At 68.5% G+C, this 26,498-nt stretch carries 26 protein-coding genes; 13 read left to right on the plus strand and 13 right to left on the minus strand.

The features are described from left to right. Nucleotides 1-23 precede the first annotated feature (23 nt). The 5 genes from I0K15_RS12965 to rbfA all read right to left on the minus strand — a co-directional run bounded on the left by I0K15_RS12965 (nt 24) and on the right by rbfA (nt 4,250). Complete coding sequence (locus I0K15_RS12965) at nt 24-884, minus strand: DMT family transporter (protein WP_196101931.1); 861 nt, start codon at nt 882-884, stop codon at nt 24-26. Next, nucleotides 881-1,402: a DUF1643 domain-containing protein gene (locus I0K15_RS12970; protein WP_230374115.1), complete on the minus strand. Its 522-nt coding sequence runs from the start codon at nt 1,400-1,402 to the stop codon at nt 881-883. The genes I0K15_RS12965 and I0K15_RS12970 overlap by 4 nt, the downstream gene beginning before the upstream one ends. Nucleotides 1,403-1,437: 35 nt before the next feature. Continuing rightward, nucleotides 1,438-2,340: a tRNA pseudouridine(55) synthase TruB gene (truB, locus tag I0K15_RS12975; protein WP_196101932.1), complete on the minus strand. Its 903-nt coding sequence runs from the start codon at nt 2,338-2,340 to the stop codon at nt 1,438-1,440. Continuing rightward, a complete protein-coding gene (locus tag I0K15_RS12980; RefSeq protein WP_196101933.1) occupies nt 2,298-3,722 on the minus strand; it encodes a sulfotransferase family 2 domain-containing protein in 1,425 nt (474 codons plus the stop codon). The genes truB and I0K15_RS12980 overlap by 43 nt, the downstream gene beginning before the upstream one ends. Nucleotides 3,723-3,836: 114 nt before the next feature. Continuing rightward, nucleotides 3,837-4,250: a 30S ribosome-binding factor RbfA gene (gene rbfA, locus I0K15_RS12985; RefSeq protein WP_422393982.1), complete on the minus strand. Its 414-nt coding sequence runs from the start codon at nt 4,248-4,250 to the stop codon at nt 3,837-3,839. Between the two features lie 146 nt (nt 4,251-4,396). On the opposite strand from rbfA, the gene dapB reads away from it, so the two are divergent. Then, the gene (dapB, locus tag I0K15_RS12990; protein WP_196101935.1) at nt 4,397-5,197 is read left to right on the plus strand and encodes a 4-hydroxy-tetrahydrodipicolinate reductase; all 801 of its coding nucleotides are present in this window, start codon (nt 4,397-4,399) and stop codon (nt 5,195-5,197) included. Here dapB and I0K15_RS12995 read toward each other — a convergent pair. Next, nucleotides 5,194-5,940: a hypothetical protein gene (locus I0K15_RS12995; RefSeq protein ID WP_196101936.1), complete on the minus strand. Its 747-nt coding sequence runs from the start codon at nt 5,938-5,940 to the stop codon at nt 5,194-5,196. The genes dapB and I0K15_RS12995 overlap by 4 nt on opposite strands. Before the next feature lie 163 nt (nt 5,941-6,103). After that, nucleotides 6,104-7,123 carry an alcohol dehydrogenase catalytic domain-containing protein gene (locus I0K15_RS13000; RefSeq protein ID WP_196101937.1) on the minus strand — a complete coding sequence of 340 codons (1,020 nt, stop codon included), beginning with the start codon at nt 7,121-7,123 and terminating at the stop codon, nt 6,104-6,106. A 126-nt stretch (nt 7,124-7,249) separates the two neighbouring features. Here I0K15_RS13000 and I0K15_RS13005 point away from each other — a divergent pair, with 126 nt between their 5' ends. The 8 genes from I0K15_RS13005 (at nt 7,250) to I0K15_RS13040 (ending at nt 15,483) form a co-directional block, all read left to right on the plus strand. Continuing rightward, on the plus strand, nt 7,250-8,071 hold the full coding sequence (locus tag I0K15_RS13005) for an SDR family oxidoreductase (RefSeq protein WP_196101938.1): 822 nt from the start codon (nt 7,250-7,252) through the stop codon (nt 8,069-8,071). A gap of 5 nt (nt 8,072-8,076) precedes the next feature. Continuing rightward, the gene (locus tag I0K15_RS13010) at nt 8,077-8,835 is read left to right on the plus strand and encodes an SDR family NAD(P)-dependent oxidoreductase (RefSeq protein ID WP_196101939.1); all 759 of its coding nucleotides are present in this window, start codon (nt 8,077-8,079) and stop codon (nt 8,833-8,835) included. A 113-nt stretch (nt 8,836-8,948) separates the two neighbouring features. After that, nucleotides 8,949-9,497, plus strand: a complete 549-nt coding sequence (locus tag I0K15_RS13015) for an outer membrane protein (RefSeq protein ID WP_196101940.1) — start codon at nt 8,949-8,951, stop codon at nt 9,495-9,497. A 520-nt stretch (nt 9,498-10,017) separates the two neighbouring features. Then, nucleotides 10,018-12,954, plus strand: a complete 2,937-nt coding sequence (ileS, locus tag I0K15_RS13020) for an isoleucine--tRNA ligase (RefSeq protein WP_196105468.1) — start codon at nt 10,018-10,020, stop codon at nt 12,952-12,954. 240 nt (nt 12,955-13,194) lie between these two features. Continuing rightward, complete coding sequence (locus I0K15_RS13025; RefSeq protein ID WP_196101941.1) at nt 13,195-13,809, plus strand: hypothetical protein; 615 nt, start codon at nt 13,195-13,197, stop codon at nt 13,807-13,809. Nucleotides 13,810-14,161: 352 nt separating this feature from the next. Next, nucleotides 14,162-14,473, plus strand: a complete 312-nt coding sequence (locus I0K15_RS13030) for a hypothetical protein (protein WP_196101942.1) — start codon at nt 14,162-14,164, stop codon at nt 14,471-14,473. A 135-nt stretch (nt 14,474-14,608) separates the two neighbouring features. After that, complete coding sequence (locus I0K15_RS13035; RefSeq protein WP_196101943.1) at nt 14,609-14,941, plus strand: hypothetical protein; 333 nt, start codon at nt 14,609-14,611, stop codon at nt 14,939-14,941. Nucleotides 14,942-14,946: 5 nt separating this feature from the next. After that, a complete protein-coding gene (locus tag I0K15_RS13040) occupies nt 14,947-15,483 on the plus strand; it encodes a helix-turn-helix transcriptional regulator (protein WP_230374116.1) in 537 nt (178 codons plus the stop codon). Here the strand turns inward: I0K15_RS13040 and I0K15_RS13045 are convergent. Next, the gene (locus tag I0K15_RS13045) at nt 15,464-16,273 is read right to left on the minus strand and encodes an amino acid ABC transporter permease (RefSeq protein WP_196101945.1); all 810 of its coding nucleotides are present in this window, start codon (nt 16,271-16,273) and stop codon (nt 15,464-15,466) included. The two genes, I0K15_RS13040 and I0K15_RS13045, sit on opposite strands and share 20 nt — an antisense overlap. Before the next feature lie 160 nt (nt 16,274-16,433). Continuing rightward, complete coding sequence (locus tag I0K15_RS13050; RefSeq protein WP_196101946.1) at nt 16,434-17,219, minus strand: transporter substrate-binding domain-containing protein; 786 nt, start codon at nt 17,217-17,219, stop codon at nt 16,434-16,436. 171 nt (nt 17,220-17,390) lie between these two features. Here I0K15_RS13050 and I0K15_RS13055 point away from each other — a divergent pair, with 171 nt between their 5' ends. Next, nucleotides 17,391-17,534: a hypothetical protein gene (locus I0K15_RS13055; RefSeq protein WP_196101947.1), complete on the plus strand. Its 144-nt coding sequence runs from the start codon at nt 17,391-17,393 to the stop codon at nt 17,532-17,534. A 296-nt stretch (nt 17,535-17,830) separates the two neighbouring features. On the opposite strand, the gene I0K15_RS13060 is transcribed toward I0K15_RS13055, so the two are convergent. The 3 genes from I0K15_RS13060 to fsa are packed head-to-tail and all read right to left on the minus strand — an operon-like array spanning nt 17,831 to nt 20,109. Continuing rightward, complete coding sequence (locus tag I0K15_RS13060; protein WP_196101948.1) at nt 17,831-18,775, minus strand: tyrosine recombinase XerC; 945 nt, start codon at nt 18,773-18,775, stop codon at nt 17,831-17,833. Next, a complete protein-coding gene (locus I0K15_RS13065) occupies nt 18,772-19,452 on the minus strand; it encodes a DUF484 family protein (RefSeq protein ID WP_196101949.1) in 681 nt (226 codons plus the stop codon). The genes I0K15_RS13060 and I0K15_RS13065 overlap by 4 nt, the downstream gene beginning before the upstream one ends. A 3-nt stretch (nt 19,453-19,455) precedes the next feature. Continuing rightward, nucleotides 19,456-20,109 (minus strand): fructose-6-phosphate aldolase, encoded by a 654-nt coding sequence (fsa, locus tag I0K15_RS13070; protein WP_196101950.1) that lies wholly within the window; start codon nt 20,107-20,109, stop codon nt 19,456-19,458. Between the two features lie 350 nt (nt 20,110-20,459). Here fsa and I0K15_RS13075 point away from each other — a divergent pair, with 350 nt between their 5' ends. Beyond that, a complete protein-coding gene (locus tag I0K15_RS13075) occupies nt 20,460-21,224 on the plus strand; it encodes an endonuclease/exonuclease/phosphatase family protein (protein WP_196101951.1) in 765 nt (254 codons plus the stop codon). Then, on the plus strand, nt 21,221-23,413 hold the full coding sequence (locus I0K15_RS13080; RefSeq protein ID WP_196101952.1) for a primosomal protein N': 2,193 nt from the start codon (nt 21,221-21,223) through the stop codon (nt 23,411-23,413). Before I0K15_RS13075 ends, I0K15_RS13080 begins: the two co-directional genes overlap by 4 nt. 112 nt (nt 23,414-23,525) lie before the next feature. Here the strand turns inward: I0K15_RS13080 and I0K15_RS13085 are convergent, their stop codons facing one another. After that, nucleotides 23,526-25,028 (minus strand): YifB family Mg chelatase-like AAA ATPase, encoded by a 1,503-nt coding sequence (locus tag I0K15_RS13085; protein ID WP_196101953.1) that lies wholly within the window; start codon nt 25,026-25,028, stop codon nt 23,526-23,528. A gap of 215 nt (nt 25,029-25,243) precedes the next feature. On the opposite strand from I0K15_RS13085, the gene I0K15_RS13090 reads away from it, so the two are divergent. Next, entirely contained in the window at nt 25,244-26,452 is a 1,209-nt protein-coding gene (locus I0K15_RS13090; protein ID WP_196101954.1) for an aminopeptidase P family protein, read from the plus strand. Nucleotides 26,453-26,498: the final 46 nt, after the last annotated feature.

Raw genomic sequence — 26,498 nt, forward strand, 5'->3', positions numbered from 1 at the left:
AAAGCGCAGGGCTGCGAAAGGGGCTAATGCGCGCGTCGGAGCCCCGCGATGTTGGACACCAGAAGTGCCGAGATTACGATGGCCCCGCCGATCAGCGCACCTTGCCCCGGATGCTCCCCGATGATCCACCAGACGAGGAGCGGCGCGAAGGTGGTCTCGAGCAGCAGGATGAGGCTCACCTCCGGCGAGGGGACATAGCGCGGCGCGGTGCTGAGCAGGGCGAAGCTGACGGGCGCGATCACCCCGCCGATCAGGAACAGGATCGGCAGGTCGCCCTCCAGCGGCATCGCGGCCCCGCCCATCAGGGCGCCCAGCCCGATCGGCAGCACCGTGGCGAGTGCGAGGGCCGGCACCATCGACTGGCCCTGCGCCCGGCGCGCCAAGGTGAAGCCGATGGCCATCCCGATCGCCCCGCCGAGGGCGGCGAGATCGCCGCTCCAATGCGCCACGCCGCCCGCGTCGCGGCTCACCGCGATCACGCCGATGCCGACCAGTGCCACGGCGATCGTCCACACCGTGCGCCGCGAGGCCCGCTCCCCCATCCAGAGCCACGACAGGATCGCGGCCCAGAGCGGTGTCGTCGCCACGATGAAGAGCGTGTTGGCCACCGTCGTCCACGAGATGGCCAAGGTGAAGCAGCAGGCCGCGATCCCCATGGCCACCGCGAAACCCCACCCGTGTCGTCCCAACCCGCGCAGGTCATCCGCCAGCCGCGCCCCGCGCCACAGGATCAGCGCGACCCACAGCGACAGGCCCTGAAAACCGGCCCGCCAGAACATCAGCACCCATTCGTCGGAGCGGATCAGCCGGAACAGGATCGTGTCGGGCATCAGCACCAGCACGGCGAGCACCGCGATCCCCAGCCCCTTCGCCCGGTTGCTCACGCCCACTCCTCCGGCGCCTGCGCATAGGCGACATACAAGGGATGCCGCGGATGCCCCTCCTTGGTCAGACCCAGCGTCAGCAACCGCGCGCCGCTCTCCCGCAGCAACTCGGCAACCTCCGCCCCGCGGCCCAGATGCGCGCCATGCACGCCCCAGGCACAGAGCGTCGCGTCGGCCCACGCCGCACCTGCCAGCACCGCCGTATCATTGCCCGGACCCACGGGCGCCTCTGCCGCGCGCAGCACCCGCGGGTCCGTTGCGCGAAAGCCGAAGATGTTGGTCACCCTGAACGCGCCGTAGCCCAGCGCCCGCGCCCGCCGCTCGCACCGCTCCACGGTCGGATCGTTCGCGACCTCGTCGGCCTTGGAGGGGTTGAGCATCACGTAATGCAGCCGCGGGCCGTCGCCCCAGACCCGCGTCAGCGCAAAGCGATAAAGCCCGCAGGCCGAGAACACTGCTTCCGAGCGCGCCCGCGCGTCGGCATGGTGGCGGCGCACCAGCCCTTCGGATTCGTCCAAATATCCAGATCCGACAGCGGCCACGGGCGCGTCCTTCAGAGGTTGAACACCCGGCTCGGATGCAGCTCGCCGGCCTTGTAGACGCCGATCGCGACCGGCTTGCCGTCATGGCTGGCCCACGCCTCCTCGCCATACTCCACATCGGCGGCCATCACCATGCCCGGATTGCCGTTGCGCAGCCGCGCGGCGCCCTCGGGTGTCGCTGCAAGCTCCGGCAGGTCCTGCAGGCCGACCTCCAGCGGATGGACATGCGCGTCGAGCGCGGGGTCCTTCGCCAGCCGCTCCAGCGTCTCCCAGTCGAGCCCGTCGACCGGCTCGAACGGTCCCGACCAGATCCGGCGCAGGCCCTTCACATGGCCGAGGCAGCCGAGCGCCGCGCCGAGATCCCGCGCGATGGAGCGGACATAGCCGCCCTTGCCGCAGACCATCTCCAGCGTCACCACGTCGCCGTCGCGGCCCACCATCTCAAGGCTCTCGACATAGAGGGGGCGTGCGGCGAGCTCCATTTCCTCCCCGCCGCGGGCCTTGGCATAGGCCCGCTCGCCATCGACCTTCACGGCGGAGAATTGCGGCGGCACCTGCTCGATATCGCCGGTGAAGGCAGGAAGGGCGGCGCGGATCTCCTCATCCGTCGGGCGGCTGTCGGAGGTGGCGATCACCTCGCCCTCCGCATCATCGGTGTTGGTCGCGGCCCCCAGCGTCACGTCGAAGCGGTAGGCCTTCAGCGCGTCGGTCACGTAGGGCACCGTCTTCGTCGCTTCACCGAGTGCGATGGCCAGCACCCCCGTCGCCGCCGGGTCCAGCGTGCCCGCATGCCCCGCCTTCTGCGCGCCGAGCGCCCAGCGGACCTTGTTCACCACCGCGGTGGAGGTCACGCCCGCGGGCTTGTCCACGATCAGCCAGCCGTGGACGGCTCGTCCGGATTTGCGTCGTCCCATGTCTCGTCCGCCTTCGCCGCGCCGTCCCGCGACAGCGCCTCGTACAATTCGAAGTCGGCGCGATACATGGTCCTGAAACGCTCGGCAACCGATACGGGCACCCAATTGCGCCAGTTCGGGGGCAGCGCGGTCCGCGCCAGAGCGCCGCGCAGCGGATCGTCCGCGGCAAGCGGTGTCGCCGCACCCGAGCGCACTTCGCCCCCCTCGACCAGCAGCGGCATCATCCCCCAATCGAGCGGGCGCTTCACGTCATGCACCTGCGCGCGCGAGCCGTCTGGCCCTGTGATCGCCGCGAAGCTGGCCGCCCGGCGGCCCATGTAGATGCTCAGCACATAGAGGTTGCGCGCATGCTGCGCGTCATCCTCGGGCTCTGGGAAGAAGCCGCGCGTCCGGGTGAGCAGATCGCGCAGCCGCGTCCAGTCGCTCTCCCCCTCCTGCAGGAAGATGTGGAGGTAGAACGCGACGAAGCGCTCCAGCGGCTCACGGATCAGCACCACGCCTTCGGGCAGCGCATCGCGGGGCACGTCGACGAGCGCCCCGCCCCCGAGGGCCGCAGCCAGCGAGGACCGGCCGGACGCCGCCGCCCCCCGCAGCACGAACCCGCCCGCCCGGGTGCAGCGCAGATGGCCACGCAGCGGCGGGTCGGGCAGGCGGCGGGTGCGCTGCTGCCCCGCCCAGACCTCGGTCGCGCGCGCATGCAGCCGCCCGTCCCGCTGGTATCTCGCCCGGATCGCGGCCGCCGTCGCCTCGTCGGCGATCTCGCGCAGGGGAACGGGGCGCGGCGAGCGATTGCGCTCCTTCACGATCTCCATCCGCTCGGCGAGATCGGGGATCACGGGCTTCAGCAGCAACGGAAGCTGCCAGTCCAGCCCCTCCAGCGTCAGATGCGTCAGCGGGAAGTGCCGCGCCCGGCGCAGCCGCCCCGTCTGCGCGCGCCAGTGGTGATAGCGGCCACCGGCGACCAGCGCCTCCTCGGGCTCCCCGGCGAGGCTGCGGCTCGTCCACTCCAGCAGCCGCATCACGTTCGCCCGGTGCCCCTCCACATCGAGGTCGCGCGCGAGGTCCACGATCCCGTCCTCGGCAAGCCGGTCCCGGATCTCGGGAAAGTTGGTCGGCCCGTCGCCCCAGATCTTGTCGAGGTAGAACGAGACGTAGCGCGTTACCGGATCGCGCAGCACGACGAAGGCATAGGGGCTTGTCCGCACCGTCTCGGGCGGGATGTCGTCGGCGCGGATCAGGCCCTGCTCCTGCCGGTGCAGGTGGATGCCGTCCGGATGCTCCTCCCCGAAATCGAGCGCGTAGAACAGGCTCTTGAGGAAGGTGCAGCCGCACTTGGTGATGGACAGGTAATAGATCGGGTAGGTGCGGGTGGTATAGAGCATGCTGGCCGGCTCATCCGGCGCAGGCTCCTCGTCGCGGCGTGCCGCGCCCCTCATCCGCTTCAACCAGTCCGTCGCCCGCATCCGTCCCACGCCTTCTGCCGGGGTCGCGGGGGATCAGTCCTCCGCGTCGTCGAGGTCGCGGCGCACGTTGTCGCTGGACAGAAGCCGCCGCGTCTCGTCCATCCGATCATAGCTTTCATCGGCGCGAAAGCGCAGATCTGGCGAGTATTTGAGGGTTACTGCGCGAGTAACCAGCCGCCGCAACTCGCTCCGGTTGCGTTCGAGTGCAGCGAGCACGCCCTCCACATCGACGCCGCCCAGCGGCATCACGAAGACGGTGGCGTGGCGCAGGTCCGGGCTCATCCGGACCTCGCCCACCGTGATGGAGGTGCGCCCCAGATCGGGGTCGTGGGTGTCGCCGCGCATCAGCGCGTCCGAAAGCGCGCGCCGGACAAGCTCGCCGACGCGGAGCTGGCGCTGGGACGGTCCCGCGCCTTCGTTGATCGTGTGTCGTGCCATGGCGGCCATGTCTGCCCCTGAAGAGCCGGAGTCAAGCGCATAGACCGTCGAATGCCTCCGGCGGGGATACTTGGACGCAAGAAGACGGCGGGAAGAAGGACCGTGCGCTCCGCCGGTTGCGCGGCTAAGGAGGGGCAAAGGACGGGAGGCAGATCATGATCGACGTGACCGTAACGGGCGTGGCGGGCCGCATGGGCCGGATGCTGATGCAGGCGGTGGCCGAGGACGACCGGGTGCAACTCGTGGGCGCCACCGTGATGCCGGGCGACCCGTGGGCGGGGCGCCCGGTCAGTGAACTGGTGCCGGGTACGGGCGACGTCGTGATCGCCGACGACCCGCTCGACGCCATCGCGCGCGCCGATGCGGTGCTCGACTTCACCGCGCCCGAGGCGACGCGGGAGCACGGGACGCTCTGCGCGCAGGCGGGGGCCGTGCACGTGATCGGCACCACGGGCCTGTCGGAGGACGACCTTGCCCATATTTCCCGCTGTGCGGTGCATTGCCCGGTCGTGCGGGCGGGCAACTTCAGCCTCGGCGTGAACCTGCTGACCGTTCTGACCCGCAAGGTCGCCGCGGCGCTGGGCGCCGAATACGACATCGAGATCGTGGAGATGCACCACCGCCACAAGGTCGACGCCCCCTCCGGCACTGCGCTGATGCTGGGTGAGGCAGCGGCCGAGGGGCGGGGCGTGGACCTCGCCGAGATGCGCGACAGCGGCCGGGACGGCCAGACCGGCGCGCGGCGGGAGGGCGTCATCGGCTTCGCGGCGCTGCGAGGCGGCGACGTGGTCGGCGACCACCGCGCGATCTTCGCAGGCCCCGGTGAGCGGGTGGAGCTGGCCCATATCGCCAGCGACCGCATGCTGTTCGCCCGCGGCGCCGTCACCGCTGCCGTCTGGGGACGCGATCAGAAGGCAGGCGAATACGACATGGTCGACGTGCTGGGGCTGACCTAGCCGGAGGCGGTTCGCCCGCAGGTCAGAAATTGCTCGACGCGCTGGTGGTGGCGGCGCCAGTTGACGAACTCAGTGCGACGATAGCTCATCGAAACGGTCATGCCTTCGACCTCGAAGTCATGATGGCAGCTTGGAAACGGGACCGTGGTCAGGGCACTGCATTCGACGATGCCAACGATCTCATTCTCCGTCGTCAGGTCGAGAAAGATGTCGGTTTTCCGACGCCTGCGCGGCTCTGGAACATTCACTTCGGTCAAACCGTGCGGGCCGCCTTGCATCTCGTAACTGAAGATCGTGAAAGCGGGGTCTTCGATCTCCGGTGTGCTGGCGTTGCGGTCCTGCGAAACCGCGATCAGTAGGGCGATCTCATCGAGTGGCAGGAGATCGCTGAGCGTGAAGGTCATCCAGTTCCAAATACCTTGCCGATTACGCCGCCCGGTTTCCGGTCGCGAGACAGGCTCGAACTCGGCGATCCCGACACTGAAGAGCTGCGCGCCATGGCTTGCGCCTTCCACCCGGTCCCAGGCGTCTTCGAGGTAGATCGTCGGCACGCGGAACGGCACCTGCCGATCCTCCAGATCCATCTCGAGGAAGAACCGCGTGAACTCCGTCTCGCTCTCCCACGCCCAGCAGGGGTCGTGATCGGCCGGGATCTCTGTCGGAGGATCGGCGCGGATGGGGTAGGGCGCTTCCGGCAGCGCCGGGCTGGTCGCGAGGAAAACGGCAACGATGAAACGGCGCATGTCCCACTGCCCAAAAAATTGCCGGCTGCGTCAGGGACTCCGCAGCCGGCAAATCTCGCGATCCCTCCCCCCTCCGGTGGATCGCTGTCGCCCCCCGGCGATAATTAGAGAATTGAGCAGGCGCGCTCAGGTCTCAACCCGGAGTTGCTTAAAACTTGATCCATCAGGGCTTTAGAAATACTTTCCCGTCCAGTTTCTTAGTTGCTGCGGGCAATTCCGACATGGCGTCCGCCAGCGACACCACCGCCGTCACGTCCGTGCGGCACTTGCCGCTGACGAAGCGTTCCTGCACTTCGGTGATGACCGCGCCGAGCTTTTCGGGGCTGGCCGTCTTCATCCATTCGGTCAGCCAGAAGCCCTCGATTTTCTTGTGCTGGAAGATGAGTTGGCCGAGCTGCGTGAGCCGCGGCGGCTCCGTCGAGAGCTTTCCGTAGTTCACCCAGCGCGCCCGATTCGGCATCGCGAAGAACAAGTCTGCCGTGTGTTGGTCGCCCACCGCGTCGAGCAGGATCCGCGGTTTGCGCGCCTTCATGATGGGTGCCGCCTTCGCCAGCATCTCGGGGTCGGAGGTGACCAGAACCTCCTCCGCACCGAGGTCACGCAGCATCTCACCCTGCTGGGCGCGGCGCACGACGGCGATGGGTGCGATGCCGTAGTCGCGCCCCAACGCGATCAGCAGCTTGCCGAGCTGCGAGCCCGCCGCCGTCAGGATGAAGCTGTCCGCCCCGCTGTCGCGCACGATGTCGAACATGGCCGAGGCGGTGAGCGGGTTGACGATCAGTCCCGCCGCATCCTCGGCCCGCAGATCGGGACGGCAAGGTATGAGGCCGCGCGCCTCGGTCAGCGCGTAGTCGGCCCAGGTCCCCGAATGGGTGGCGTAGAAGCTGACGCGCTGCCCGACGAAGGGCGTGTCGCCCGCGACCACCGTGCCGACCCCCTCGAAACCCGCCGGCGCGCCCTTCACCCGCGGCTGGCCGTACTCGCCCTTGATGAAATGCAGGTCGGATGGATTGACCGCGGCGAGGTCCACCTTGATGAGCGCCTGGCCCGGCCCCGGCTGCGGCACCGGCACCTCGCGATACTCCAAGAGCGGTGCGAGATCGTCGATCACCGGACCCTCCTGCCGGCCGGAGTAGCCGTCATGCAGTTGGACCAGGGCTTTCATCGTCTCTGGGGTGCTCATCTCGCGTGTCCTCCTCACGTCGCGTCATGCGGGATCGGGGTTTGCCCCGTTCGCGTCATCCGGTCATGCTGGCCCGAAATCATCAAGCGTCACGCGGTTTTGACGTGGCGGAAAGGGGAGTGAGCCATGTCCTATCTCGAGGATCTCTTCGGCGTGTCCGGCAAGGTGGCGCTGGTCACCGGCGGGGCCACCGGCATCGGCCGCATGATCGCCGAGGCACTGGCCGCGGGCGGCGCCACGGTGATGATCGCGAGCCGCAAGGCCGAGGCCTGCAAGGCCGTGGCCGAAGAGATCAACGGGTCGGGCCTGCCGGGCCGGGTCGAGGGCTTTGGCGGCGACGTCTCCACGCCCGAGGGGATCGCGGCACTGGTCGGTGAGGTGAAGGGGCGGACCGGCGCGCTCCACATCCTCGTCAACAATGCGGGCATCACCTGGGGCGAGCCGTTCGAGACCTTCCCGATGGAGCAGTGGAGCCGGGTGATGGACGTGAATGTCGGCGCGATGTTCACCTTGACCCGCGACCTCACCCCGTTGCTGGAGGCCGCGGCGACCCACGCGGACCCGGCGCGCATCATCAACATCGGCTCCGTCATGGGCACCGTTCCCTTGGCCGAGGGCGCCTATTCCTACACCATGTCCAAGGCGGCAGTGCACCACATGACCAAGGTGCTCGCCACCGAACTGGCCTCGAAGCGCATCACCGTGAATGCCTTCGCCCCCGGCCCCTTCCCTTCGAAGATGACCCGCTTCGCCACCGGCACAGCCGAGAAGGCGGAGAAGGTGGGCGCCAACGTCCCCCTCGGCCGCATCGGCACGCCGGAGGACATGGCGGGCGCCACCCTCTACCTGTGCGGCCGCGGCGGGGCCTATGTCTCCGGCGCGATCCTGCCGCTCGACGGCGGCATGAGCGTCGAGGCGCCGCTCAACCTCTTCGCCAACGTGGGGTGAGGCCGATGTTCGAGGGAAAGACCGTTCTGATCACCGGCGCCGCCGCCGGTCTGGGCAAGGCCGCGGCCGAAGGTTTCGCGGCCAGGGGCGCCACGCTCCTCCTCTCCGACCGCGCGAAGGAGGTGGAGCAGGTGGCCAGCGACCTCGGCGCCACCGCCATGATCGCCGACGTGACCGAGCCGCAGGCGCACAAGGACCTCGTGGCCAAGGCCGTCGAGATCGGCGGACGGCTCGACGTCGCCATCAACAACGCGGGCGTCGTCCATCCGCCGATGCGCATAGAGCAGACGCCGGAGCAGGTGGCCCGCACCGTTATCGAGATCGACCTCCTGGGCGTCATGTGGGCGCTGCAGGCGCAGATCCCCGTCATGCAGCAGCAGTTCCGCGACACGGGCGACGGGGGTGTGATCCTCAACACCGCCTCCATCGCGGGGCTCGTCGGCTCCTCGACGCTCGGAGCCTATTCCGCGGCCAAGCACGGCGTCGTCGGCCTCACCCGTGCCGCGGCCATCGAGAACGCGCGCCGCGGTATCCGCGTGAACGCGATCTGCCCGGGCTTCACCCGCACCGCGATGACCCAGTTCGCTATCGACCTGCATCCGGAGCCCGAAACGGCCGAGGCCGACCTTGTGCGCGGCGTTCCCATGCGCCGGCAGGGCGAACCGTCGGAGATCGTGGCCGCCATGCTCTTCGCCGCCGACCCCGCCAACAGCTTCATGACCGGCCAGACCATCGCACTTGACGGAGGCGTCACCGCATATTGAAAAAACCCTGTGTCGTCAGCGCATCAGTTTTCCTGTATGATCCATACGTCATTGGAATGTGAGCGCCGCGACACATGTACAGCGGCAGACCCACCCTGCAGGAGTATGCAGACATGAAGGCCCTTCTCGTCACCAGCGCCCTCACCTCGCTGGCCGCAGTGCCGGCCCTCGCCGATCACGGCAACCAATTCTACCTCGGCGCGGAGCTCGGGTTCGAGCAGCACGAGATCGACGGCATCGATGACGATGGCGGCGACGTGGATGGTCTCTACTACGGTATCTTCGGCGGCTACGAGTACGGCTTCGGCCGCGCCTATGTCGCGGGTGAGGTGAACTACACGCTCTCCAACGCCGACAACGACCAGGATGTCGAGGCGGAGGACAGCTACGGCATCGGCGTGCTGGCGGGCTACAACGTGACCGAGTTCGTCTCGCTCTATGGCCGCCTCGGCTACCAGATCCAGGAGGTCGATACCGGCGATCTGGGCGCGGGCGACCTCGAGGAAGGCGGCATCCGCTACGGTGTCGGCGTGAACTGGTCGATGCCGGCGTTCTTCCACGGGCGGCTGGAATACACCCGCACGAACTACGACGATTTCGACGGGCAGGACTTCGACCTCGATACGGATCGCGTGTCGGTCAGCGTCTACCGCCACTTCTGATTTCCGGCCCTTCCGGGTCCGTCGGCGCGTCCCTCGGGGCGCGCCGTTTGTTGTATGGGGATGTCATCCTCGGGCCTGCCCCGAGGATCTCCGCAAGCTGAAGATGGCCGGGTCAAGCCCGGCCATGACCCTCATTGCCACCGTCCCGGCCGAAGCGCCGGGACCGCTCGGCCCAAGGTAACCTGCAACGCAAGGCCCCGGATCAAGTCCGGGGCGGTAGCTCCCAGAACGACTCTCCCGCCTGCCTTCCCCTTGGAGGGCGCGGACCTCTCAATATGGTCGCGCAAGCGCCCTCCAGCTCCGGCGCGCCCCCCACCGCTTCAGAGCACCACACTCCACCCCTCCTGACCCTAGACGCCCCGCCGCCGCTGGTGTATCCCGCCCCCATGTTCGGACGCTTCGCCTTCGCGATACGAATTAGCCGCCCGGCGCTCTGAGGAGTGGCCGGGCCAAGGCGCATGGACCTCTTCCGCGCCGACACGCTTCCAAGACACGACCGCCCATGACGGAGCCGCAAGAGATGTGCGCCGACCAGACCACCACGACGCCCGACTACAAGGATACCCTCAACCTGCCGCAGACCGACTTCCCCATGCGGGCCGGTCTGCCCAAGCGCGAGCCCGACTGGCTCAAGCGGTGGGAGGAGATGGCGATCTACGACCGCCTGCGGGAAAAGGAGGGGCGGGAGCCCTTCCTGCTCCATGACGGACCGCCCTACGCCAACGGCAACCTTCATATCGGCCACGGGCTCAACAAGATCCTCAAGGACATGGTCGTCCGCTCCCAGCAGATGATGGGCCGCGACGCGCGCTACGTCCCCGGCTGGGACTGCCACGGCCTGCCCATCGAGTGGAAGATCGAGGAGAAGTACCGCCAGAAGGGCCGCAACAAGGACGAGGTCCCGGTCAACGAGTTCCGCGGCGAATGCCGCGAATTCGCCCGCGAGTGGGTCGGCATCCAGCGCGACGAGTTCAAGCGCCTCGGCATCACCGGCAACTGGGAGAATCCGTACCTGACCATGGACTTCGGCGCCGAGGCGACCATCGCCGAGGAGTTCATGAAGTTCGTCATGAACGGCACGCTCTACCAGGGCTCGAAGCCCGTCATGTGGTCCGTAGTGGAGAAGACCGCGCTGGCCGAGGCCGAGGTCGAGTACCACGACCACCAGTCCCACATGATCTGGGTCCGGTTCCCCGTGGTCTCGCCCGCGGGCTCCGACCGGCTGGCCGATCAGCCGGAGGATAGCGGCGCCGACATGGCCTCCGACATCGCGACATCCTCCGTCGTGATCTGGACCACGACCCCCTGGACCATCCCGCAGAACCGCGCCGTCTGCTTCGGGCCGGAGATTTCCTACGGTCTCTACGAAGTCACCGGCCGGCCCGAGGAATGCTGGGCGCGGATCGGGGAGAAGCTGCTGCTCGCCGACGCGCTTGCCGAGGATGTGTTCCGCCAGTCCCGTCTCGACGAGACCATGTATCGCCGCCTGCGCGACGTGACCCCGGCCGAGCTGGAGGCGCTGACGCTCGCCCACCCGCTGCGCCATGTCGACGGCGCCAACGGCGAGTGGGATTACGACGTGCCGATGCTGCCCGGCGACCACGTGACAGACGACGCGGGCACCGGCTTCGTGCACACCGCGCCCAGCCACGGCGACGACGACTACCAGATCGGCTTGAAGCACGGCCTGCCCATGACCCACAACGTGGGCGAGGACGGCACCTTCCGCGAGAGCCTGCCGCTCTTCGGCGGGCTCGCGATCTTCGATCACAAGGGCAAGGAGGGGAAGGCCAACACCGTCGTCATCAACGCGCTGGTCGAGGCGAAGCGTCTGCTCGCGCGCGGGCGGCTCAAGCACTCCTACCCGCATTCCTGGCGCTCCAAGGCGCCGCTGATCTACCGCAACACGCCGCAATGGTTCGTGGCGATCGACCGGCAGCTTGGCGGCGACGATACCTACGGCAAGACGATCCGGGAGCGGGCGCTGACCTCCATCGACGAGCTCGTGACCTGGACCCCCGCCAACGGTCGCAACCGCATCCACGCGATGATCGAGAACCGCCCCGACTGGGTGCTTTCGCGCCAGCGCGCCTGGGGCGTACCGCTCACCTGCTTCGTGAAGCGGCGTGATGACGGAACCGTCGAACTCCTCCAGGACGAGGCCGTCAACGCCCGTATCGTCGAGGCGTTCCGGGCCGAAGGCGCCGATTGCTGGTTCGAGGACGACGCGGCCGCCCGCTTCTTGGGCGACCGCGCGTCGGAGGGGTGGGAGAAGGTGACCGACATCCTCGACGTCTGGTTCGATAGCGGCTCCACCCACGCCTTCGTCATGCGCGACCGGGAGGATGGCGGTTGGCCCGCGGACCTTTACCTGGAAGGCACCGACCAGCACCGCGGCTGGTTCCACTCCTCGCTGCTGCAAGCTTGCGGCACGGTGGGCCGCGCCCCGTACAAGGGCGTGCTGACCCACGGCTTCACCCTCGACGGCAAGGGCATGAAGATGTCGAAATCGCTCGGCAACACCATCGTGCCCGCCGAGGTGGTGAAGCAGTACGGCGCCGACATCCTCCGCCTCTGGGTCGCGCAGACCGACTACACCGCCGATCAGCGCATCGGGCCGGAGATCCTGAAGGGCGTCGCCGACAGCTACCGCCGCCTGCGCAACGCGTTCCGCTTCATCCTCGGCTCGATCGAGGATCATGAGGCGGTCGCTTACGCGGAGATGCCGGAGCTCGAACGCTGGGTCCTCCATCGCCTCGCGGAGCTCGATGCGGAGGTCCGGCAGGGCTACACCGCCTACGACTTCCAGGGCGTGTTCCAGAAGCTCTTCACCTTCATCACGGTGGACCTGTCGGCCTACTACCTCGACATCCGCAAGGACGCGCTCTATTGCGGCGATCCGGCGAGTGTCGAGGCGCGGGCGGCCCGCGACGTGCTCGATGCGCTGCACGCGCGGCTGACCACGTGGCTCGCCCCGATCCTGACCTTCACCATGGAGGAGGTGTGGCTGGAGCGGCACCCGGACGGCTCGGTCCACCTGCAGGACTTCCCGGAAACGCCCGCGGAGTGGCGCGACGACGCGCTCGCCGCGAAATGGGCGCGCATCCGCGCCGCGCGTCGCGTCGTGACCGGCGCGCTGGAGATCGAGCGCACCGAAAAGCGCATCGGCTCCTCGCTGGAGGCCGCCCCGGTGGTCCACGTCGCCGATCCGGAGCTTCGCGCGGCGCTCGAGAGCGTGCCGTTCGAGGATATCTGCATCACCTCGCAGATCACCGTGACGGGTGATGCGGCGCCGATGGGTGCTTTCACTCTGCCGGAGGTTGAAGGCGTCGCCGTCATCCCCGCGGAGTCGGATGGCGAGAAGTGCGCGCGCTGCTGGAAGATCCTGCCGGATGTGGGCCTGCATACACACTCGCAGACCTGCGGCCGCTGTAATGCGGTCCTTTCAGCTCAGTGACTTGAGAGCACTGTGAGCCCCGCCGGCAGCACCGGCGGGGCTTTTCTCTTCCGCGGATGCGAAAACAGCCCGAGTCGGGTAGTCTGACAGAGCCACAACTCTAGGTTGTTGTGCCTCGACAGTGCCACGAAAAGCCCGCCTCACCCCATGGCGCGCAGTGGGAAACGATCGGCTGCTCCCCCCCGCCTGTGCGCGCCCCCGTGCAGGTGCATGGTCGACGTGTCCCCGCAAGGAGACCGAATGAGACCAACCCTCTCCCCCCGCCTCGCCACCCTTCTCGCAACCACCCTGATCGTGATGCCGCACGCGGCTCTCGCCGACGGTTACCGGCTCGACCCGATGGGCCGCGCGCTCGCCTCAGCCTTCGGCATGGAGGAACTCGATTCCGAACGCGGCAACTGGTCGGGCAACGACAGCGATGACGACGACCGCGGCCGGTCCTCGAGCAACGAAAGCTCGGGGGGCGGCTCCAGCGGAGGCAGCTCCGGCGGCGCCTCCGACGATGACGACAGCGACGATGAGCCCGACGACAGCGGCAGCTCCGATAGCGGCGGCAGTGACGGCGGCGGCTCCGATAGCGGCAGTTCGGACAGCGGCGGAAGCGATAGCGGCGGCAGTGACAGTGGCGGCGGGGACAGCTCCGGCGGCAGCGACGACAGCGGGTCCGATGACAGCGGCGACGATTCCGGCGACGACAGTGGCTCCGACGATAGCGGTGACAGCGACAGCGGAGACAGTGATAGCGGCGGCGGCGACAGCAGCGACAGTTCGGACGATAGCGGCGACGACTCCGGCTCGGACGATGACGATGACGACGATGACGATGATGATGACGACGATGACGATGATGACTGAGGCAGACGACCTCGCTCGGGTCCCGCGCTGACGGTTCGACGCTGTCGAACACGCGCAGGGTTTCACTGATTCTATCGGCCGGATCGCGGCCCCAGACGCCTCATCCCGAGGCAGAAGGCCGAAGTATCGCGCCGAATGAACCTTAGACCCCCATCAACCCCGGTTGATGGGGGTTGATGTTGTGTTGGGGCAACCTGCTGTCACATATCTGCCTCCGGTTTAGGCGGCTCAGCCCTTCCGGTCACGTCACCGGCTCTAACCCCCCGACGGATGTTCCGGACGGGCCTTCCGGTCTCTTCTCGAGAGCGAGCCGCAACGGTGCCGCTCCCATACAGACCGAAAGGATCACGCCATGAAGACCCTCACCCGTCTTTCCACCGCGACCGCCATCGCGCTCTTCCTCACGCCGACGGCCGCCCTCGCAGACGAAGACGATCGGCGCACGATCGGCGAGATCATCGTCACTATCCTCGGCGGCAGCGACGATCGGGACGTCTCGGATCGCGACGACGATTACGAGGATGACGACGACGATGACGACGACGACGATGACGACGATGACGACGACGACGATGAGGATGACGACGATGACGATGACGACGACGACGATGATGACGACGACGATGACGAGGATGACGAACACGATGATGATGACGACGACTGAGTCTTAGTCACATCGCGTGAGGAGGGCCGGACGGGGGTGCGTTCCGGCCCTCCGCTTTTGCGTGTCCGCCCTCTTGTGGAGGTGACGCAACGCCTCCGCCGCTCTATGATGCCCGCCAACGATACAGGGGACCCAATGCGCCTTCTCGCCGCGCTTCTTGTTGCCATCACGCTCTGGATCTCTCCGGCCCCGGTTCAAGCGCAATCGGAAGGCGGATGCCAGAGCTGGGTGTGCCGTGTGTTCAACGCCAAACGCCAGCAGGGGCTGTCCGAAGAGCAGCGCCGCCTGTTGCTCCAGGATGACGATAGCGATCGCGACCGCGGGCGGGACCGCGACGACGACGATGACGACGACGGCGGATCGCGCGGCGGCGGCGATGATGACGATGATGACGACGACGACGATGATGATGACGACGATGATGATGATGATGACGACGATGATGATGATGATGATGATGACGACTGATCGTGTTGTCCGCTGAGGTTCAGGACACCCCGGCACAGCCCGAGGAGCCCGGCCCTTACCTGCCGGACAACTGGCTGCGCGCGGCGCTCCTCGGGGCGGCGGTCAGCCTGCAGGTCATCTGTGCGCTGTTCTTCACCGCCGACCTGATCCTCGACTTCATCTACCCGTCCGACATCCCCGATTATCGCCTCTTCATGGCGTTCGAGTGCTTCGCGGTGTTCAGCCTGTGGCTCGCCGTGTGGCTGGGCGCGCGCCAGCTCTCCCGCCTCCGGCGCCGGCACGACAAGATGGCTGGTCAGCTCGCCGTCGCGACCGGCGCCTTTCAGGACCTGCTGGAGGTCCGCTTCGGCGAGTGGGAGCTGACCGAGGCGGAGCGGGACGTCGCCCTCCTGATCCTCAAGGGCATGAGCACAGCCGAGATCGCGGAGCTTCGCTCTTCGGCCACCGGCACCGTGAAATCGCAGAGCTCCGCGATCTACCGCAAGTCGGGCCACGCCAACCGGGCGCAGCTCATCTCGTCGTTCATCGAGGATCTTCTCTGACCGCCCGCTTTCGCCTCAACCGCCGTTCGAAAGCGCGCAGCGCGAGGCTGAGGCCGACTGTGATCAGCAGGTAGATCACGGCGACGATGTTGTAGGTCTCCATGTAGCGGAACGAGCCCGAGGCGTAGATCTTGCCAAGCTGGGTGACGTCGGTCACGCCGAGGACGGAGACCAGTGCGCTGTCCTTGATCAACGCTATGAAATCATTGCCCAAAGGCGGAAGGATCGTGCGCAATGCCTGCGGGAAGACGATCAGCCGGAAGCGCTGCCAGCCGCTGAGGCCGAGCGCCTTTGCCGCCTCCACCTGGCCCGGATCGACCGATTGCAGCCCGGCGCGGAAGACCTCGGCGATGAAGGCGGAATAGCCGATGGTCAGCGCCAGGATCGCCCGCCACATCAGGGAGATGTCTCGGGTCTGGATCGGATCGAAACCGAGGGGCTCGATCACGCCGTTTACCACGGGCACCAGCAGTGGCGCGCCGACGAAGGCAATGTAGAAGAGCAGGACGAGCATCGGGATGCCGCGCACGATCTCGATGTAGAAGCGCGCGATCTGCCGCAGGATCAATGACTTGGAGAGGCTCATCACCGCCAGCAGCAGTCCCACCGTGGCGGCGAGCGCGAAGGCGGTGACGGTAACGAAAGCGGTGATGCGCACACCCCGCACGACCACGTCGAAGATCTGCGAATAGAGCTCGTCCGCCGCGATCTGCCACCCGATCCACAGCGCGATGGCGATGGCGGCGACGAGCCACCAGGGAAAGTCGCGGTCCTGCGTGTCAGGTGTCATTCAGCGCAACCGCCCCGGACGTGATCCGGGGCCTTTCGGGATCCCGAGCGGTCCCGGCGCGGGGCCGGGACGGTTGTGTGGGAGGACTTCGCAAAGTTCGCAATTCGCAGGAATTCAGCCATCTCGGCCGCGAAAATCTGCGAATTGCGAAGTTGCGAACTCACTGGCCCAGTTCGTATTCGAGGAACCATTTCGTGTTCAGCGCATCGATCGTCCCGTCCGCCCGCATGTCGGCGATGGCCGCGTTGAAGGGCTCCACTAGGTCGGAGCCGAGCGGGAAGATGAAGCCGAAATCCTCGGTCCCCAGCGGGTCGCCGACCAGCTTGAAGAGGTCCGGGTTCGCATCGACATAGCCCTGGCCCGCGGTGCCGTCCGTCAGCACCATGTCGACGTCGCCCGCGCGCAGGGCCTGAACGCCCGCGCCGAAGGTCTCGAAAAGGCGCACGCGCGGGTTCGCCTCGTCCCCGTCGAGCACGTCGTAGACTGCGACGTAGAAGGGCGTGGTGCCGGGCTGCGCGCCAACCAGCAACTCGTCATCGGCGGCGAAGCCCGTGGCGTCGTCGAAGCGCTCCTCGTCGGCACGGACCAGCATGAACATCTCCGAGCGCATGTAGGGATCCGAGAAATCGACGACTTCGGCCCGGTCTTCGCGGATCGTGATGCCGGTCATGCCCATGTCGTACTGCCCTTCGGAGACGGCGGCGATCATGGCGTCCCAGGAGGTGTTCTGGATCTCGACCTCGATGTTGATGCGCTCCGCGATCTCCTCGATCGCGTCGTATTCCCAGCCGATGGCCTCGCCCGTCGCGGGATCGACGAATTGCAGGGGCGGATAGGCATTCTCCGTCACCACGACGACGGTGCGCCCGCCGAGATCGGGCAGGTCCTGTGCGGCTGCCGGAAGGGCGGCGAGGGCGATCAGGGCGGCGGGAAGGTGCTTGAGCATCGGGCAGACTCCGTGGGTTGAGCGCGAACCGTGAGCAGGAGAGTGCCCCCGTGCCTCTTCAATTGGCAAGAGGTAGGGTGGTGGCGGATTTCCGCTTATGCGGGTGAACGAAAATGTCGCAGGCGCGTTTACCATTCATAACAATCACGCCTGAATTTGAGGACCTTAGCCATGTTGTCGATGTTTTCCGGAAGCCTGTCCGCTGCTCTGCTCGCCATGACGCTGGCGCTCGTCGCCATCGGGGCCGTGCAGACCCCGTCCGGCGGGGCCGCGTCGGCGGAGGATCCGGCCGCTGTGGGGGCGCCGGAGAGCTGAGGGGCGGGCCGCGTGGGGCGGTCGTTCGCCTTGCGACCGTCCCGGCCGACGCGCCGGGACCGTTTGCTGCGTTAAGTCATCCTCGGGCTAGACCCGAGGATCTCCGGAACCCGGGAGATGGCCGGGTCAAGCCCGACCATGACGGTGCCAATTGATGCCGTCCCGGCCGCAGTGCCGGGATCGTTGAGACCGGAGTACGCCGAGGTGAAAGACCCCGGATCACGTCCGGGGTGGCGTCACTTCGGAGCAGGCGTTCGCCCGGCTGATCGGCCAGGCCGCGCCAGCACGCGCGTTTCTCAGCCCCGCTGCCGTCTGCTCTTCGCGCGGGCGTCGTCGTAGATCTCCATCAATCGGGCCTGGTCGATGCCGGCATAGACCTGCGTGCTTTGCAGTGAGGCGTGGCCGAGCAGGGTCTGGATCGTCCGCAGATCGCCGCCCGCCTCGAGCAGATGGGTGGCGAAGGAGTGGCGCAGCGCGTGGGGCGTCGCCGTGGCAGGCAGGCCGAGCTGGGCGCGCAGGTTGGCCATGAGCTTCTGCACCATGGTCGGCGCGAGCGGGCCGCCGCGTGCCCCGAGGAAAAGCGCATCCCCCGGGCCGGCGGCATGGGGGCAGCGGCGGCGGTAATCCTCCACCGCGGCGCGGGCGACGGGTAGGACCGGGACCAGCCGCTCCTTCCCGCCCTTGCCGGTGATGCGCAGCATCTCGGGCAGCGGCGCGTCGGACTGCTTCAAGGACAGCGCTTCGGAGATCCGCAGCCCGCAGGCGTAGAGCAGGGTCAGCACCGCGGTGTCGCGTGCGGCGATCCAGGGTTCGGGGTGCTGGAGCTCCGCGTGGTCGATGACGGCCTGCATCGCGTCGGCGCTGATCGGGCGGGGCAGGCCGGGTTTGACCTTTGGACCGCGGGCGGCGAGGACGGCGCTCGCCTCGATCCCCTCAGCCTCGGCCAGCCAGCGGTGGAAGCTTTTGACGGCCGAGAGTGCGCGGGCGGTGGAGCGGGCCGACAGGCCATCGGCTCGCAGCGACGCGAGCCAGGAGCGCATCTCGGACGGGGTGACGGTGGCGAGGCCCGTGCGGCCCACGGGCTCGCCGCGGTGGCCGTTCAGGAAGCCGAGATAGCCGGACACGTCGCGCCGATAGCTGCCGATGGTGTTGGCCGCGCGACCGCGGACGGCGGCGAGCTGTTCCAGCCAGCGGTGCATGAGGTCGAGCGCGCCGTCGCTGCCCTCGACCTGCGTGCTCATGCCAACCAGCGCCGCACGGCCCGTTCGAAGCAGCCGGTGAAGAACTCCAGCAGGTCGGTGCCCTGGTCGGGGGCGAAGCGGTCGGCTTCGGTGGAGCCGAAGACCAGCATCGCCTGCCGCCGCCCCTCGCCGATGTCGAGATGCATGAGGGCTTCGGACCTGATGCGCAGCGTCTCCTCCTCGAAGACGGCGGCGGCGTGGGGGCCGGTGGGGCGCAGGGTGATGCGCCCGGTCTCCCGATCCGGGTGCTCGCCGATGTAACGGGCGATGCCGTGGATGGGGAGGGCGACGATGCCGGGTGCCTGCGCCATGCGCCACTCGTCCTCGGTCAGTTCGAGCGCGAGGCGCACGCTGTCCACGGCGAGGATGTCGGACACGTCGCGCACCATCGCCTCCAGAAACCCCGCGAAGTCGGTGGGGTCGAGGATGGCGAGCACGGCGCGCTGCACCTGCTGCGTGCCCGAGAGGTTGTCATAGGCCGCGGCGATGACGTTGCGATGCGTGGTCTCCAGCGCGCCGAGACGGCCTTCGAGCCGCTCCAGCAGGACGCCGCGCAGGTCGACGACGCGCCCGTCGCTGTTGTCCTGCGTGGCGATCAGCGCGCGCATGACGTCGCCGTCGGCCAGCACGAGGGACGGGTCGTCGAGGATCAGTTGCCGGATCGAGGCGCGGTCCATGGATCAGACGATCTTCTGACCGGTCTTCGCCCAGTCGGCGAGGAACGCTTCGAGCCCCTTGTCGGTGAGCGGGTGGTCGGCGAGCTTCTTCAGCACGCCCGGCGGTGCCGTGATAACGTCCGCCCCGATGCGCGCGCTTTCCGTCACGTGGTTCACGGTGCGGATGGAGGCGGCGAGGATCTCGGTATCGAAGCCGTAGTTGTCGTAGATCGTGCGGATGTCCGCGATCAGCTCCATCCCGTCGAGGTTGATGTCGTCGAGCCGCCCGATGAAGGGGGAGATGAAGGTGGCACCCGCCTTCGCCGCCAGCAGCGCCTGGTTGGCGGAGAAGCAGAGGGTGACGTTGACCATCCTGCCCTCGTCGCTGAGCGTCTTGCAGGTCTTGAGCCCCGCCCAGGTCAGCGGGACCTTCACCGCGATGTTGGACGCGATCTCCGCCAGCTTGCGGCCCTCGGTCAGCATCTCGTCGGCGTCGGTGGCGGTGACCTCGGCGGAGACGGGGCCGGGGATGAGGTCGCAGATCTCCTTCGTCACCTCCAGGATGTCGCGGCCCGATTTCAGGATCAGCGACGGATTGGTGGTCACGCCGTCGACGAAGCCGAGCTCGTGCAGCTCGCGGATCGCTTCGACATCGGCGGTATCGACGAAGAATTTCATGGGTGGAGGCCCTCGCAGAGTGGTTTTGGCCGGACCTTACAGGACTGTGCGGGGAACCGGAAGCGGGGGCGAGGCGCCCCCAAGCCCGGAATCAAGCCGAAGGCGCCGGGCCAGCGCCGGCCCGTCCCGGCGGGCTGGCGCTTTGCCGCCTCGTGCAGAGTTCGGGTCGCGGAGACAGCTTGGACCATGAAAGCGCGTCGCTCCTCCGTCTCGGCGCCATCCCACGGGCCGGCGCTGGCCCGGCTTGCGGGTGGCCCGGTGCTGCGGGGCGGGTTGCTCCTGTCGGGGGCTGGCAGGAGAGGAAAACCGATGGCTTGCGCCTTGCGGGGCGGTGCCGGACGCTCCATCGAATGCGGATCGTCTTCTGGAACTGCGCGATGGCCCTGCACCGCAAGTGGGTAGCGCTGACCGCGCTCACCCCGGACATCGCGGTGATCGGCGAATGCGCGACGCCGGAGATCCTGACCCGTCGCGGCGTGACCGGGCTGGACGACCGATGCCAGTGGATGGGCCGCAATCCGAACAAGGGGCTCGGCGTCTTCGCCTTCAACGGCTACCGGCTGCGGCGCCACGCGCCCTTCCGCCCGACGTTGCAACATGTGCTGCCCGTCGAGGTCACGGGACCTGAGCGCTGCAACCTTCTCGCCGTGTGGGCGATGAACGCGAGCGGCGGGGTGACGCGCAAGCACCAGCTCGGCCCGCTGCGGCGGGGCCTCGCCGCCTATCGCGACTTCCTCGCGGCGGGCCCATCCGTGGTCGGCGGCGATCTCAACAGCAACGCGATCTGGGACAAGCCCGGCTGGCGGATCAACCATATGACGCTGGTGGAGAAGCTGTCGGGGCTCGGTCTCGCCAGTGCCTATCACCTCGAGACGGGAGAGGCGCATGGTGCCGAGCGGGTGCCGACCTGCTACTGGCGGGACCGGCGCAAGGACGGGCCGACCTATCACCTCGACTACGCCTTCGTGCCGCCTGCCGCGCTGCGCAGCCTCGCGGTTGGCTCGTTCGAGGAGTGGGTCGGCACCGGGCTCAGTGATCACGTGCCGCTCGTCGTCGACCTCGCGCCCGCGGCGGCTTGCGCGCTGGCGCCCGCTCGTGACACTACGCGGCGATGACCGACGCTTTCCTGCCCGAGCGCGCCCTTGCCGCGGTGCTGACGACGCAGCCGCTCGACCGGACGCTCGACTACCGGGTGCCGGAGGGGGGAGTGCGCGTCGGCGCCTTCGTCGCGGTGCCGCTGGGGCCGCGCAAGGTGCTGGGCGTGGTCTGGGGGCCGGGGCAGGGCGATTACGACCGGGCGAAGATCCGGGCGATCTCGGCGGTGCTCGACGTGCCGGTGATGCCGCCGGTCATGCGCGATTTTGTGGAAAGGGTGGCGGATTACACGATGACGCCGCTGCCCGCGGTGCTGCGGCTCGCCACCCGCGCGCCAGGCCTCGGCGAGCCGCCGGGCAAGCGCCACGTCCTGCGCCTGACCGATGCGCGTCCCGACCGGATGACCGATGCGCGGACCCGCGTGATCGCCTTTCTGGAGGAGCATGAAGGGATGGGCTTCGCGCCCGGCGAGCTGGCCGGGCTGGTCGGCGTAACGTCCTCGGTGCTGAAGGGGTTGGAGGGGCAGGGCGTGCTGGTGCGCGAGGCCGCCCCGCGCGACGCCCCCTTCCTGCCGCTCGACCCGTCGCGGCCGGGCAAGGACCTGTCGGGCGACCAGCGGCGCGCGGCGGCGCAGTTGCGCGAGGCGGTGCGCGGGCGGTCCTATGGTACGACCCTGCTGAAGGGCGTGACCGGCTCGGGCAAGACCGAGGTGTATCTGGAGGCGGTGGCCGAATGCCTCGCCCAGGGGCGGCAGGCGCTCGTTCTGCTGCCGGAGATCGCGCTGACCGGGGAGTTCATCGCCCGTGTGCAGGCGCGCTTCGGTCAGGAGCCCGCCGAGTGGCATTCCGGCGTGACCCAGGCCGGGCGGCGGCGGGTCTGGCTCGGCGTGGCGGAGGGGCGGGCGCAGCTCGTCGTGGGTGCGCGCTCGGCCCTGTTCCTGCCCTTTACCGACCTCGGCCTCGTGATCGTGGATGAGGAGCACGACCCCTCCTACAAGCAGGAGGACGGGGTGCTCTACAGTGCGCGCGACATGGCGGTGCTGCGCGCGTCGCTGTCGGGCGCGCAGGTGGTGTTGGCGTCGGCGACCCCGTCGCTGGAGAGCTGGGCGAATGCGGATGCGGGCAAGTATGCGCGGATCGATCTGACGGAGCGGTTCGGAGCGGCGGTCCTGCCCGAGATGCGCGCCCTCGACCTGCGCATCGATCCGCTGGAGCGGGAATCCTGGATCTCCGAACCCCTGGCGAGCGCCGTGCGGCAGCGGGTGGAGGCGGGGGAGCAGAGCCTTCTGTTTTTGAACCGCCGGGGCTACGCACCGCTGACGATGTGCCGGGCCTGCGGGCACCAGATCGGCTGCGACCAGTGCGACGCGCGGATGGTGGAGCATCGCTTCCTCGGGCGGCTGATGTGCCACCAATGCGGGGCGCAGAAGCCCATTCCGTCGGAGTGTCCCAACTGCGGCAACCCCGATCACCTCGCGGCGCTGGGGCCGGGGGTGGAGCGGCTGGCCGAGGAAGTCGCGCGCCGGTTTCCGGAGGCGCGGACGGCGGTGCTCAGCTCCGACATGACCATGAGCGCCCGCGCGCTGAAGGCCCGGATCGAGGAGATCGCGGGCGGTGCGGCCGACATCGTGATCGGGACGCAGATGGTGGCGAAGGGGCACAACTTCCCGCTGCTCACATTGGTCGGCGTGATCGACGCGGATCTGGGGTTGCAGGGTGGTGAGCTGCGGGCGGCGGAGCGGACCTTTCAGCTCATCCGCCAGGTCGCGGGCCGTGCGGGGCGGGCGGAGAAACCCGGTCTCGCCCTGATCCAGACCCACCAGCCGGAGCACCCGGTGATCCGGGCGATCCTCGGCGGCGACGAGGAGGCGTTCTGGCGCGCGGAGGCCGCGCAGCGGCAGGCGGCGGGCGCGCCGCCCTACGGCCGCATGGCCGGGATCATCGTGAGCGGGCCGGAGGAGCGGGAGACGTTCGAGCTCGCCCGCGCGCTCGCCGCCCGGGCTGGGATGCTGACGCAGGCGGGCGCCCAGCTCTTCGGCCCGGCGCCTGCGCCCATCGCGCGCATCCGGGGGCGGACGCGGGTGCGCCTGCTGGTGAAGGCGGCGAAGGGGCTGGCGCTGCAACCGGTGCTCGCCCGCTGGGTCGAGGGGGTGGTGCCGCGGGCGAACTACCGCATCCAGATCGACATTGATCCGCAGAGCTTCTTCTAGAGACTTGGTTTCGCGCTATCGCGCGAGGATACTTGGAGCAAGCTGGAAGGAGGGGCGCGGCACTGCCTTTCCAGCTTGAGGTAAATATCCCCGCCGGAGGCTTCCGAACCTCTCAGATATTGAGGCGGTAGGCGACGGCTTCCGCGATGTGAGGGCGGGCGACCGCCTCCTCCCCCGCGAGGTCGGCGATGGTGCGCGCGACCCGCAGGATGCGGTGGTAGCCGCGGGCGGTGAGCCGGTGGCGTTCGGCGATCTGGGAGAGGAGGGCGCGGCCCTCGTCGTCGGGCGTGGCGACGCGGTCGAGCAGGTCGCCTTCGGCATCGGCATTGGTGGTGACGTCGGGCAGGTCCGCGTAGCGTTCGGCCTGTCGCTGGCGGGCTGCGGCGACGCGTTGGGCGACCGGGGCGGAAGGCTCTCCGGGGCTGGCGCTCGCAAGATCGCCGACCGAGACGGGGGCGACGTCGATGCGGATGTCGAAGCGGTCCATCAGGGGGCCGGAGACGCGGCCGAGATAGTCCTGCCCGCAGACCGGCGCCTTGGCGCAGGCGCGCGACGGATCGGGGAGGTAGCCGCAGCGGCAGGGGTTCGCCGCTGCCACCAGCATGAAGCGGCAGGGATAGCGGACATGGGCGTTGGCGCGGGCGACGATCACGTCGCCGGTCTCCACCGGCTGGCGCAGGGTTTCGAGGACCTGGCGGGGAAACTCCGGGAACTCGTCCATGAAGAGGACGCCATTGTGGGCGAGGCTGATCTCCCCGGGCCCGGCCCGGCGGCCTCCACCGACGATCGCGGCCATCGAGGCGGTGTGGTGCGGCGTGCGGAACGGACGGTTGCGCGAGATGCCGCCTTCCTCGATCAGGCCGGCGAGGGAGTGGATCATCGAGGTCTCCAGCGCCTCGGGGGCCGAGAGTTCGGGCAGGATGCCGGGCAGGCGGGCGGCGAGCATGGATTTGCCGGAGCCCGGCTCGCCCACCATGATCATGTGGTGGCGGCCCGCGGCGGCGATCTCCAAAGCGCGCTTGGCCCGCTCCTGCCCCTTCACATCGGCGAGGTCGGGAATGAGGGCGGGGTCGGTGACCGTTCCGGCCTTGGCTGGCGGCAGGATCATGCGGCCGTTAAAGTGGTTCACGATGGCCAGGAGCGAGGGCGTGGCCAGCACCTCGACCGCGCCGACCCAGGCGGCCTCGGCCCCGCAGGCCTCGGGGCAGATCAGCCCGCAATCGGCCTCCGCCGCGGCCATGGCGGCGGGCAGGGCGCCGATCACCGGGACGGTGGAGCCATCGAGCGATAGCTCGCCGAGGGTGATGTGGCCCTCCGCCTCCTCCCGCGGGATGACGTCCATGGCCGCGAGCAGGCTGAGCGCGATCGGCAGGTCGAAATGCGAGCCCTCCTTGGGCAGATCCGCGGGCGAGAGGTTCACGGTGATGCGCTTGGCCGGCAGGGCGAGGCCCATGGCGGTCATGGCGGCGCGCACCCGCTCCTTCGCCTCGCTCACCGCCTTGTCGGGCAGGCCCACGAGGTGGAAGGCGGGCAGGCCGGGGGAGAGGGCGCACTGGATCTCGACCTTGCGCGCCTCGACGCCCTGGAAAGCGACCGTGTAGGCGCGCGCGACCATTCCCGACTCCTCGTATCCTGCGGGGACCGTCGCCGCGGCAGGGTTAAGGCGGGGTTAACGGGCCTCCGGCGGGCGTATTTGAAGAGAGTGATGGGCGGCTTGACCGGCGCGCTGCGGCGGGCCTAGCGTTGGGTCAGGCCGGGCGGTGATGGCGTCACCGCGCATCCTCCGGTTCTGGGTCCTGTACGCCGGGACGCGGGTGAGGGAGGACGCAGATGGACCGGCCCGATTTCTTTGTCAGAGCCAATGGGGAGAAGGCGCCGCTGCCGTTCAGCGCGGCGGAGTACGCGCGGCGGCTGGCGGCGCTGCGGCGGATCATGGCGGCGCGCGACGTGCCGGTGGTGGTGCTCACCTCGATGCACAACATCGCCTACCATTCGGGCTTTCTCTACTGCGCGTTCGGGCGGCCCTATGCCTGCGTGGTGACGGCGGAGGAATGCACCACGGTTTCGGCCAATATCGATGGTGGGCAGCCGGGGCGGCGTTCGGTCGGGGAGAACGTGATCTACACCGACTGGCGCCGGGACAACTTCTGGCGCGCGGTGCGGGAGCTGGTCGGCGATGCCGGGCGGATCGGGATCGAGGCGGATCACCTGACGCTGGCGGCACGTGACGCGTTGGTCGATGTGCTGGGCGCGCGCGAGCTGGTGGATATCGCGCCCGACGCGATGCTGGCGCGGATGGTGAAGTCCGAGGAGGAGATCGCGCTAATCCGCGAGGGCGCGCGCATCGCCGATCTGGGCGGTGAGGCGGTGCGCGACGCGATCCGGCCGGGCGCGCGGGAGATCGACGTCGCCATGGCCGGCCGCGACGCGATGGAGCTAGAGATCGCGCGGAGCTTTCCGGACAGCGAGCTGCGCGACACGTGGGTCTGGTTCCAGTCCGGTTTGAACACGGATGGTGCGCACAACCCGGTGACGGCGCGGGAGCTGCGGGCCGGGGACCTGCTGAGTCTCAACACCTTCCCGATGATCTCGGGCTACTACACGGCGCTGGAGCGGACGTTGTTTCTGGGCGAGCCGGATGCGGAGACCTTGCGGATCTGGCGGGCCAATGTCGCGGCGCACGAGCTGGGGCTGTCGCTGATCCGGCCGGGGGTGACCTGTTCGGGGATCTGCGCGGAGCTCAACCGGTTCCTGGAAGGAGAGGGGCTGCTGCAGTACCGCTCCTTCGGCTACGGGCATTCCTTCGGTGTGCTGAGCCACTATTACGGACGCGAGGCGGGGCTGGAGCTGCGCGAGGATATCGACACCGTGCTGGAGCCCGGCATGGTCGTCTCGATGGAGCCGATGCTCTGGGTGCCGGAGGGGACGCCGGGGGCCGGTGGTTACCGCGAGCACGACATTCTGGTGGTGGGCGAGAGCGGGGCGGAGAACATCACCGGCTTTCCCTACGGGCCGGAGGCGAATGTGATCGGGGTGTGAAACGAATAGAACCTTACGAAAGCCTATTTATGTGAAGATTGTTAAT

Origin of the sequence: Pontivivens ytuae, assembly GCF_015679265.1 — a bacterium.
Taxonomy (GTDB): domain Bacteria; phylum Pseudomonadota; class Alphaproteobacteria; order Rhodobacterales; family Rhodobacteraceae; genus Pontivivens; species Pontivivens ytuae.